General features: G+C 71.8%; 7 protein-coding genes. 5 read left to right on the top strand and 2 right to left on the bottom strand.

Annotated elements, in window-relative coordinates; genetic code table 11:
- The 5 genes from ABZ464_RS49360 to ABZ464_RS49340 form a co-directional block, all read left to right on the top strand.
- Nucleotides 1-353 (top strand): glycine cleavage T C-terminal barrel domain-containing protein (locus tag ABZ464_RS49360; protein ID WP_359289041.1); only part of this gene is annotated, 353 nt, incomplete at its 5' end.
- 19 nt (nt 354-372) lie between these two features.
- On the top strand, nt 373-1,605 hold the full coding sequence (locus tag ABZ464_RS49355) for a sarcosine oxidase subunit beta family protein (protein ID WP_359289039.1): 1,233 nt from the start codon (nt 373-375) through the stop codon (nt 1,603-1,605).
- Between the two features lie 36 nt (nt 1,606-1,641).
- Complete coding sequence (locus ABZ464_RS49350) at nt 1,642-4,794, top strand: sarcosine oxidase subunit delta family protein (RefSeq protein WP_359289037.1); 3,153 nt, start codon at nt 1,642-1,644, stop codon at nt 4,792-4,794.
- Nucleotides 4,787-5,383: a sarcosine oxidase subunit gamma family protein gene (locus tag ABZ464_RS49345; RefSeq protein ID WP_359289035.1), complete on the top strand. Its 597-nt coding sequence runs from the start codon at nt 4,787-4,789 to the stop codon at nt 5,381-5,383. Before ABZ464_RS49350 ends, ABZ464_RS49345 begins: the two co-directional genes overlap by 8 nt.
- Before the next feature lie 86 nt (nt 5,384-5,469).
- Nucleotides 5,470-7,098, top strand: a complete 1,629-nt coding sequence (locus ABZ464_RS49340) for a serine/threonine-protein kinase (protein WP_359289033.1) — start codon at nt 5,470-5,472, stop codon at nt 7,096-7,098.
- Between the two features lie 26 nt (nt 7,099-7,124).
- On the opposite strand, the gene ABZ464_RS49335 is transcribed toward ABZ464_RS49340, so the two are convergent.
- Together ABZ464_RS49335 and ABZ464_RS49330 are read right to left on the bottom strand one after the other, a co-directional pair.
- Nucleotides 7,125-8,930, bottom strand: coding sequence for an RICIN domain-containing protein (locus tag ABZ464_RS49335; protein WP_359289031.1), 1,806 nt, complete (start codon nt 8,928-8,930; stop codon nt 7,125-7,127).
- A 22-nt stretch (nt 8,931-8,952) separates the two neighbouring features.
- Nucleotides 8,953-11,109 (bottom strand): beta-galactosidase, encoded by a 2,157-nt coding sequence (locus ABZ464_RS49330; protein ID WP_359289029.1) that lies wholly within the window; start codon nt 11,107-11,109, stop codon nt 8,953-8,955.
- Nucleotides 11,110-11,127: the final 18 nt, after the last annotated feature.

The following is an 11,127-nucleotide window of genomic DNA, read 5'->3' as shown; positions in this document are numbered from 1 at the left end:
AGGCCGGTGTCGGTTTCGCGGTCCGCCTCGACAAGGGCGACTTCATCGGCCGCGAGGCCCTGCAGCGGCGCAAGGACGACGTCCGGCGCAGGCTCACCTGCCTGACCATCGACGACCCGCAGTCCGTCGTGATGGGCAAGGAACCGGTCTACGACGGCGAGCGCGCGGTGGGGTATGTGACCAGCGCGGCCTACGGCTACACCGTGGGCAAGGGCATCGCCTACGCCTGGCTCCCGGCCGAACTCGCCACGCCCGGCACCGCGCTGCGGATCGGCTACTTCGACCAGCGTGTCGACGCGGTCGTCGCCGAGGAACCCCTGTTCGACCCGACCATGTCCCGCCTTCGCGGCTGAGCGAACCCGGAGATGCCCGATGAGCCCTCGTACCCCCGGCGCCGAGCTTCCGGACCACCCCGACTGGCTGTGGCGGACGCCTGAGCCGAAGCGGTCGTACGACGTCGTGATCGTGGGCGGTGGTGGTCATGGTCTGGCCACCGCCCACTACCTGGTGAAGAACCACGGCATCACGAATGTGGCGGTGCTGGAGAAGGGATGGCTGGCGGGCGGGAACATGGCCCGCAACACCACGATCATCCGCTCGAACTATCTGTGGGACGAGAGCGCGGGCATCTACGAGCACGCCCTGAAACTGTGGGAGGGGCTGGAGGAGGAGCTGGACTATCCGATCCTGTTCTCCCAGCGGGGTGTGCTGAACCTGGCCCACAGTCTTCAGGACGTGCGCGACAGCGTCCGCCGGGTGGAGGCCAACCGCCTCAACGGGGTGGACGCGGAGTGGCTGGACGCCGGGCAGGTCAAGGAAGTCTGCCCGATCGTGAACATCTCGCCGGACGTGCGCTATCCGGTCCTGGGCGCCACCTATCAGCCGCGGGCGGGGATCGCCAAACACGACTACGTGGCGTGGGGGTTCGCCCGGTCGGCGGACGCGGCGGGCGTGGACATCATCCAGAACTGCGAGGTCACCGGCCTGGACGTGGTCGGGGGCCGGGTGGTGGGGGTGCAGACCACGCTGGGGCCGATCGCCGCGGGGAAGGTGGCCCTGTGCTCGGCCGGCCACACCTCGGTCCTGGCCGCGATGGCGGGGATCGAGCTTCCCGTCCAGAGCCACCCCCTGCAGGCCCTGGTCTCGGAGCTGCTCGAGCCGGTGCACCCCACCGTCGTCATGTCGAACGCGGTGCACGTGTACGTCAGCCAGGCGCACAAGGGCGAGCTGGTGATGGGGGCGGGGATCGACGCCTACAACTCCTACACCCAGCGCGGGGCGTTCCACATCATCGAGGAACAGATGTCCGCGGCGCTGGAGCTGTTCCCGATCTTCGCCCGGGCGCATGTGCTGCGCACCTGGGGCGGGATCGTCGACGTGAGTCCGGATGCCTCGCCCATCGTCGGGCTCAGTCCGGTGGACGGCCTCTATCTCAACTGCGGTTGGGGGACAGGTGGTTTCAAGGCCACCCCGGGCGTGGGCTGGGTCTACGCCCACACGATCGCCCATGACAGCCCGCACGCGCTGAACGCCCCGTTCTCGCTCGACCGCTTCACCACCGGCGCGCTCGTCGACGAGCACGGCGCCGCCGCCGTGGCCCACTAGGACACCGACACCACGCGACTCTCTGGGAGCCGATCCATGCTGCTCATTTCCTGCCCGTGGTGCGGGCCCCGTGACGAGGCGGAGTTCCACTACGGCGGCCAGGCTCATGTGCCCTATCCGCAGAACCCGGCGGAGCTGTCCGACGCAGAGTGGGCGCGTTACCTGTTCTTCCGGGACAACCCCAAGGGGCCCTTCGCCGAACGCTGGAGCCACTCGGCGGGCTGCCGCCGCTGGTTCAACGCGGTCCGCGACACCTCCACCAACGAGATCCTGGCCGTCTACCGGTCCGGGGAGGAACGTCCTGAGACACCGCAGCCGAGGGTGAGCGAGCCGGTCCGTCCGGAGGCGGAGCCCTCGGCGGCGACGGCGGACGCCTCGCCGTACCGTCCGGCCGCGCATGGCCGTCTCCACGGCGGCGAACCCCTCACCTTCACCTTCGACGGCGTCGAGTACCAGGGGTACCGGGGCGACACACTCGCTTCCGCCCTCCTCGCCAACGGTGTGATCCAGGCGGCGACGAGCATCAAGTTCGGCCGCCCCCGTGGCATCTTCTCCGCCGGTGTCGAAGAACCCAACGCCGTGATCCAGATCGAGGAGCCGTTCCCGGAGCCGATGCTGCCCGCGACGACGGTAGAGCTCTACGACGGTCTGGTCGCGAGCAGCCTGCCCGGTCAGGGGCGGCTGGCGACCGAACCCGACCCGGCCCGCTACGACGCCGTGCACGCCCACTGCGACCTGCTGATCGTCGGCGCCGGACCGGCAGGCCTCGCGGCTGCCGCCGCGGCGGCTCGGTCGGGGGCCCGCGTCATCCTCGCCGACGACCAGCCCGAGGCGGGCGGCAGCCTGCTCGGCACCGGCGAACACCTCGACTGGGTCGAGGAGGTGAGGGGGCTGCTGGAAGCCGCCCCGGAGGTGCGTGTGCTGCGCCGCACCACCGTGTTCGGCCACTACGACGACAACCACCTCCTCGCCGTCGAACGCCGCACCAACCACCTGGGCGCGGCGGCCCCGGAGAACGTCTCCCGGGAACGGGTCTGGCGCATCCGCGCCCGCCGGGTCGTCCTCGCCACCGGCGCCCACGAACGCTCCCTCGCCTTCGCGGACAACGACCGTCCCGGCGTGATGCTCGCCTCCTCGGCGCGCGCCTATGTCCACCGCCACGGCGTCCTGCCCGGCCGCCGCGCCGTCGTCTTCACCACCAACGACAGCGCCTACGCCGCCGCTCTGGACCTGCACGTCGCGGGCGGGTCGGTGGCGGCGATCGTCGACACGCGGCCCGACGCGGGGGAGTGGGCCCGGCGCGCCCGCGAGGCCGGCATCGAGGTGCTCACCGGTCACGCCGTGATCGGCACCGACGGCGATCCCCGGATCACCACCGTGAGCGTGGCGCCGTACGGCGAGACCGAGGGCGGCCGGGAGTTCGCAGCCGATCTGCTGCTGGTCTCCGGCGGCTGGAACCCCGTCGCCCATCTGTTCAGCCAGTCCGGCGGCAAGCTCCGCCACGACGACACGCTCGGCTCGTTCGTGCCCGACACCTGCCGTCAGGCCGTGGAGGTCGCGGGCAGCGCGAACGGTGTGCTGGACCTCGCCGGTGTCCTCGCGCAGGGCGCGGCCGCCGGTGCCCGGGCCGTCGAGGCCGAGGGGCTCACACCGCGGGCACCCCGGCTTCCGGCGGTCGACGCGCAGCCGTACACCCCTCCGATGCAGGTCTTCACGGTCCCGGGCCGGGAAGGCGCCCCGCGCTTCGTGGACCTCCAGCGTGATGTGACCGTCGAGGATCTGTCCCGTGCGACGGGTGCCGGGCTGCGGTCGGTGGAGCACACCAAGCGCTACACCACGGCCGGTACCGCCAACGACCAGGGCAAGACCTCCGGTGTCCTGGCCAGTGGGGTCGTCGCCGAACTCCTCGGCGTGGACGTCTCCGCGCTGGGCACCACGACCTTCCGGCCCCCGTACATCCCGGTCTCGTTCGCCGCGCTGGCCGGCCGTGACCGGGGTGCGCTGAGCGACCCGGTGCGCACGACCGCCCTGCACGACTGGCATGTGACGCACGGTGCCCTGTTCGAGAACGTGGGCCAGTGGAAGCGCCCCTGGTACTACCCCCAGGACGGTGAGGACATGGAGACGGCGGTACTGCGCGAGTGCGCCGCCGCCCGTGCGGGCGTCGCCTTCATGGACGCCTCCACCCTCGGCAAGATCGACGTCCAGGGCCCCGACGCCGGCGCCTTCCTCGACCTGCTCTACACCAACATGATGAGCACCCTGAAGCCCGGCATGATCCGCTACGGCGTGATGTGCCGCCCGGACGGCATGGTCTTCGACGACGGCACCGTCATCCGCCTCACCCCCGACCGTTTCCTGGTCACCACCACCACCGGCAACGCCGCCACCGTCCTGGACTGGATGGAGGAATGGCTCCAGACCGAATGGCCCCACCTGCAGGTCCACTGCACCTCGGTGACGGAGCAGTGGGCGACCGTCGCCCTCGTCGGCCCGAAGTCCCGCGACGTCCTCGCCTCCCTCGCCCCCGACCTGGCCGTCTCCAACGACGACTTCCCGTTCATGGCCTGGCGCGACACCACCGTCGCCGGGATCGACGCCCGGGTCTGCCGGATCAGCTTCTCCGGTGAGCTCGCCTACGAGATCAACGTCTCCCCCTGGCACGCCCTCACCCTCTGGGAAGCCCTGCACGAGGCGGGCGCCCCGCACGGCATCACCCCCTACGGCACCGAGACCATGCACGTCCTGCGCGCCGAGAAGGGCTACCCCATCATCGGCCAGGACACCGACGGCACCATCACCCCCCAGGACCTCGGCATGAGCTGGGCGGTGTCGAAGAAGAAGCCCGACTTCCTCGGCAAACGCTCCTTCACCCGCCCCGACACCCTGCGCGCCGACCGCAAACACCTCGTCGGCCTCCTCCCCGACGACCCCACCGCCTTCCTCCCCGAAGGCACCCACCTGGTCGCCGACAGCGTCCTGCCGCCCCCGCCGGTGCCCATGCTCGGCCACGTCACCTCCAGCTACCGCAGCGCCGCCCTCGGCCGCACCTTCGCCCTCGCCCTGATCAAGGGCGGCCGCGACCGCATCGGCGAACGCCTCCACGCCCCCGTCGGCGACCGCCTCGTCCCGGTCACCGTCACCGGCCCCGTCCTCTTCGACCCCGAGGGAGCCCGCCGCGATGGCTGACCCGACGCTCACCCCCCGCAGCCCGCTGACGAGCGCCAAGGACCGGCTGGCCGACGCCACCCGCGCCTCCCACGGCCGGGTCCGCCTCGCCGAACTCCCCTTCCTCACCCAGATCGGCCTGCGACTGGACCCCAAGGGCCCGGCCGCCGACGCGGTCGGGGTCGCCCTCGGCGCCCCCCTGCCCCTCGAACCCGACACCGTCATCCGCACCCGCGACCTGACCGTGCTCTGGCTCGGCCCCGACGAATGGCTCCTCGTCGGCGAGCCCGACACACAACGGGATCTGGAGACCCGTGTCCGGGAAGCCGCCGGCGACCACCACGTCTCCGTCACCGACGTCTCCGCCCAGCGCACCACCCTCCTCATCGGCGGCCCGCACGCCCGTGACCTCCTCGCCCACGGCTGCTCCCTCGACCTGCACCCCCGCGCCTTCGGCCCCGGCCGCTGCGCCCAGACCACCCTCGGCCGCACCCAGGTCGTCCTCGTCGCCCGGGACCGGCCCGACGCCGGATTCTGGGTCCTCGTGCGCTCCTCGTTCGCCGGATACCTCACCGACTGGCTGCTGGACGCCGCAGCCGAGTACCTGTGACCACCGCTGTCACCGCGCTGGGCTAGAGTCTCGCCTCGACCTCGGCCGGACGTCCCGGCCGGGGTGGCACGGTGGGGGTACGGCACATGGAGCCCGGAAGAATCGCACTGTCCGGCTACGAGGTCCAGGAGGTCCTGGGCCAGGGCGGGTTCGCCACGGTGTACCGGGCCAGGCAACTGGCCGTGGGCCGGGAGGTCGCGCTCAAGGTGGACAGCCGGGTGCTGTCCACCCCGCGTGACCGGCAGCGCTTCCTGCGCGAGGTCACGGCGGCCGGGCAGCTGTCCGGGCACCCGCACGTCGTCCCCGTGTACGACGCCGGGGTGCTGGCCGACGACCGCCCGTACATGGTGCTGGAGTTGTGCCCGGGCGGCTCGTTGGGCGAGCGGCTGCACCGGCAGGGCGCCTTCCCGGCGAAGGAGGCACGCGACATCGGCGTGGGGCTCGCGGACGCCGTGGCCGCCGCGCACGGCGCCGGGGTGCTGCACCGCGACATCAAGCCCGGCAATGTGATGGTCAACCGGTACGGCGGGGTGGCCCTCACCGACTTCGGGCTCGCGGCCATGCCCCGCCCGGGGCGCGAACTGTCGGTGACCCGCGAGGCGCTGACCCCCGCCTACGCCCCGCCCGAGGCCTTCCACATGGCCGAACCCGGCCCCGCCGGCGATGTGTACTCCCTGGCCGCCACGCTCTACGCCCTGCTGCGCGGCTTCCCGCCGCACCACCCGGACGACGGCACCCAGCTCAGCCTCGCCGAACTGATCGTGCGGCACACCTGGCCGTACGTCCCGCTGCACGGCATGCCGGCGGCCCTCAACGACGTGCTCCGGTACGCCCTGGCCCCCGATCCGGCCGAGCGGCTCTCCGACGCGGGCGCCTTCCGGGACACCCTCGCCGCCGTCGACCTCGACACGATCTCCCTGGGTGGCGCGGTCGGCCCGGGCGGTCCCGGCGGCTTCGGACCGGCGTCGACCATGACGACCGTTCCGCACCACCGGGACGCGCCGCCCGTCCGGGACGCGATCCCGGCCTCGACGGTGGCCCCGGACCGGCCAGGGGGAGCGGGCGGCACGACCGTGGCCACCGCGCCGGCCGGCGGCGAAGGCGGACGCAAGGGCGGGCGGAGCACGCGGCTGATCGCCGTCCTCGCGACCGTCGTCGTCTCCGTGACCGTGTCGGTCACCGTGGTCACCACCCAGTACTTCGGCTCGGACGACGGCGGCGGCGCCTCGGGGTCGGTGGCGCCTTCCTCCGGCGCCACCGCCGAGGACAAGGGCACGTCCGCCTTCGGTGTGCCCACCACCACCGAGAACTGCCCCGCGACGAGCGTCGACGGCGTGGGCGGCCGGTGCGTCGCGAGCCCGGAGTGCTGGAGCGGCATCGTCGACATCTCCGGCATCGTCACGGTCAGCCGCGCGGACTGCGCGACCGAGCATGTGTGGGAGACCTTCGCGATCGCCCCGCTGCCGAAGGACGGCATGACGAACAACGCCCGGGACCTGATCAAGCATCCGGACGTCAAGGCGCTCTGCTCGCAGAAGGTGATGGCCGAGACCATGCTCCCCGAGGGCGGCAGGATCGCGAAGGAGTGGCAGACCGACATCATCCCGCCCACGGCCTCGGAGTGGGACAAGGGCCTCAGGGTCTTCCGCTGTGTGGCGGCGGCCCTTACGGAGGACGGGCAGAAGACGGGGAGCCAGTTCGCCGTGGCGAACTGACCCCCGCGCCCTTCTCCCGCGCCCTTCTACTGGACGAGCTCCCAGTCCTGTGAACCGTCGGTGGCGGCGGTCTGCAGGGTGAGCTGTCCTCCGGCGGTCGCACCGGTCAGGTACAGGCTCGTGTTCTTGACCGACTGCAGTTTGTAGAAGCCGTCGCTTGTCTTGATCAGGTTCCAACTGCCGGTCTTGCTGTTGTCGACCCACTGGCCGATCTTCTGGCCGGCGGTCGCGTTCCCGGTCCAGATGGCCGCGGCGCGTCCGCCCGCCTTGTTGAGCAGGGTCACGCCGCCCTGCGGCTCGGTCACCACGTGCCAGTACTGGGTGTCCGGGTTCGCCGCCGAGCCCGGGGCTTCCAGCCGCACGTCGGGCACGTCCCCGTTGCCGATGTTCGCGTCGTTGGTCTTGTTTCCGGTGCCGATCACCTGGTCGGTCCTGCGGTTGACCAACTGGTAGTAGGCGCCGTCCGAGTGGCCGAGGTCGACCTCGGCGAACTTCAGCGTCGAGGTTCCCTGGTTGTTGAGTATGGAGACACGACCCGTGCCCTCGACGTACTGCAGGTTGCGGCTGTAGGCGCCGGGAGAGGTCGTCTGGTACTCCTTCCACGCGCCGTCGCCGCGTCCGCTCTCGTTGACCCAGACGTTGCCGCTGCCTGCGGCGTTGTAGACCAGCCGCCCGCCGGGAAGCCGGACGAGGACCGGGCTGCCGCCCGTCGCGAGCGCGTGGGAACCGGCGTCGAGCGGCAGACTCGTGACCGCCGTGCCCGTGGCCGAGCCGAGGAAGAACTTCAGCGGGTCGTCGGCGATCCGGTACCGGGTGTCGGCCCCGCCGCCCCAGTACTCGTAGGTGATCATCCACTTGCCGTCCGTCGTGCGGACGACATTGGTCATGCCGGGCCGGCCGCCGCCGATCTCGGTCTTGCCGCCGCCCATGTCCTGGGTCAGTCCCGCGATGTCGACGACCGGGTCGCTCCACGCCGTGCCGCGGCCGTCCCAGGTCCGGTGGACCAGGATCTGGCCCCCCGAATCCGTGGCCGTGTCGTTGGCGGGATCCAGGGTGGGCACGCCGGTGGTCGCGTCGAAGCCGGTGTAGTCGTTCTCGTCGGAGTAGTAGCAGACCAGCTTGCCCTTGTGGACCATCAGGTACGGCTCCCACAGGGGATCGACCTGACGGTTCGTGTTCGCGGCGGCGATGTTCTGGCCCACCGCGCCCGCGCTGCCGCCCTGCCAGCCGCCCGTGGCGACGACGTTGACGACCTTCCAGCTCGCGCCGTCGTCGGTGCTGGAGTACAGGGCGATCGCCAGGTCCCTGCGGTCGCCGTCGTTGGACGGCGTCCAGTTCGGGTCGGCCGCCTTGTGCTCCTTGTAGTAGTAGTCGTCGCCCGACACCACGCTCGCCAGCAGCAGCGTGCCCTGCTTCAGGTCGCCGACGTCCTGCGGAAGGACGTACAGGTACGGGTTCGTCCAGTTGCTCGTGTACTTCGCGTACCGGGGGTCGCCGGAGAGGTAGGCCGGGGCCTTGACCTCGGACAGCGGCTGCCAGGTCGTGCCGTGGTCGTCGCTCCTGTACACGGGGAGCGTCTGTCCGTCGGCGCTGCCCGAGGCGGGCACCACCGTGGACTTCTCGAACGCGGCGACCAGCCGGCCGCTCGGCAGCTGCGCCGACTTCGGGTAGATCGCGCAGTTGCCGCGCCCCTTCAGGCACGGCTCGCTGCCGAGCTGGTAGAGGGTCCCGCCCGTCGGGTCGTACGCCTGCGCACTGGACAGGGGGATCGCCAACAGCGCCGACACCGCGCCCAGGCCTCCCAGCACCCTGGCGATTCTTCTTCTCTGCACAGCCCCTCCTCGGGGACGAGAGTCAGGAGTGGTCGTCCGAGTCGGCCACGAGGACGCGTACGTCCCACGGGCCGAGGTCCAGCGCGGTGCCCGCGGTGACGGACCCGCCGTCCAGGGCGTCGGTGAGGTCCACCGGAGCCGTCGCGTTCGCGGGCTCCCAGCTCCAGTTGTGGACGATGTGGACGCGGCGCCCGTCCGGGGAGGTGCCGGTCGTCGCCGTCACGGAGGCCGGGAGGTTCCGCCAGCCGCTCCTCGCCCGCGGCGCCAGCCACTCGGCGAGCGCGCGGGCCAGCTCACGGCCGGGGACCGTGCCCACACAGGTGACCCGGCCCGCGCCGTGCGGGCGGGTGGTGACCGCGGGCCAGCGGCCGAAGTGCGGATGGACGTACTCCACGAGCGCGTCGGCGTCGGTGACCGTCAGCGCGTCGGCCCACCCGGTGGCCGTCGCGGACTCCGGCAGCGGCAGCGGACCGCCGGGCACCGCACGCACCGGCACCGGCCGGGCCAGATTGCTGAACTCGTCGTAGTGCAGCCCCGCCGTCTCGACGAGCCGGGGCGGCGCCTGCTCGTGGCGGGCCCGGGCCTCGTGGTCGGCGTACGCGGTGCGCGGACCCAGCACCAGATGGCCGCCCGCCCGCGCGTACGCCGCGAGCCAGTCGATCGTCGCGTCGTCGACCACGTACAGCGCCGGGACGACGAGGACCGGGTGGCGGTCCACCGCCTCCTCGGGTGTCGGCCCGGGCCGTTCGCCGCGCGGGTCGTGCAACTGCCGGGCGTGCACCATCCGGACCTGCCGTCCGGCCTCGAAGGCGCCCCGGTAGAACGGGTCCAGGATGCGGTGGTAGGAGGCGGGGTCCGGGGAGCCGTCCGGCTTCGACAGCGCCGGGTGCTGCTGCATGAGCCACTTGCTGGGCAGCGAGTACACGATCGTGACGTCGGCGTCCGGTTCGAGACCGGCGACGAGCGGGCCCGCCGTCTCGAACTCCGCGCCCAGCCGGGCGATCTCGGCGTACGTCCGTCCCGGCCGGCCACTGTGCGGAAGGACACCGCCCCAGTAGGTCTCCGCCCCGAAGCGCAGGGTCTGCCACTGCCAGTACTCGATCATCCGGGCCCCGCGCGCCACATGCGCCCAGGCGGCCTGCCGCCACTGGCCGTCGAAGGCCGGGCGGTTGTCCCACGCCATGCCGATGGAGTTGGCGTTGGTCTCGGTGACCAGGAACGGCGCCTGCCGCGAGGCGAACATCCAGTCCGCCGTCAGGTACATCGACCACACCCCGGTGGTCTTCCAGATCTGCTCGTGGTCGTCGGGGGTGGGGTCCGGGAGCAGCAGGCCGTCCTGCATGTCGTAGTACGGGTTGCCCGCCGCGATGTCGAGGGCGTCCGTCATCTCGTCGTCCTCCACCCCCTGGCGGGTGTACGAGATGCAGGTGGTGACGAACTGTTCCGGCCCGGCGTACTCGCGCACGATGGCGGCCTGCCAGGCGATGAACTCGGTGACCTGCCGGGCCTGGAACTCCCGCCACGCCAGGTCGTACTGGGGCTGCGCGTTGCCGTCCGGCGTCCACAGGTCGGCCCAGGTGGACAGGCGGTGCGACCAGTAGACCAGGCCCCACTCGCGGTTCAGGGTCTCCACGTCGCCGTACTTGGCGCGCAGATGGTCGACGAACCGCTGGAAGACGCCCCGGTTGTGCAGCAGGTGCAGTCCCGGCTCGTTGTCGACCTGGAAGCCGATGACCGCCGGATGGTCCGCGTACCGGGCGACCGTCTTCCGGATGACCCGCTCGGCGTGGAACCGGAACGCCGGGTGGGTGATGTCGACCTCCTGGCGGGCCCCCCAGCCGAGGCGCCGGCCGGTGGCGTCCTCGCCGGTGATCTCGGGGTACAGCCGGGCCAGCCACGGCGGTACGGCGTAGGTCGGGGTGCCGAGGACGACGGAGATGCCGCGCTCATGGGCGCCGTCGAGGACGGGCTGGAGCCAGTCCAGGTCGAAGCGGCCGTTCTCCGGCTCCCAGGTCGACCAGACGGACTCGCCGACCCGGATGACGGTGAAGCGTGCCTCGGCCATCAGATCAAGGTCGGTCTTGAGCTGTTCGTCCGAGGGCACCTCGGGGGCGTACTCGGGGTGGTACTCGTGGTAGTAGGCGGCGCCGAACAGGACGCGGGCGGGCAGTTCCGCCATGAAGAAACCTCCGGAGGA

The sequence above is a fragment of the Streptomyces sp. NPDC005820 genome (assembly GCF_040630255.1).
GTDB lineage: Bacteria > Actinomycetota > Actinomycetes > Streptomycetales > Streptomycetaceae > Streptomyces.
Note: the sequence above shows the minus strand (reverse complement) of the source record. Positions and strands in the feature narration are given on the sequence as shown.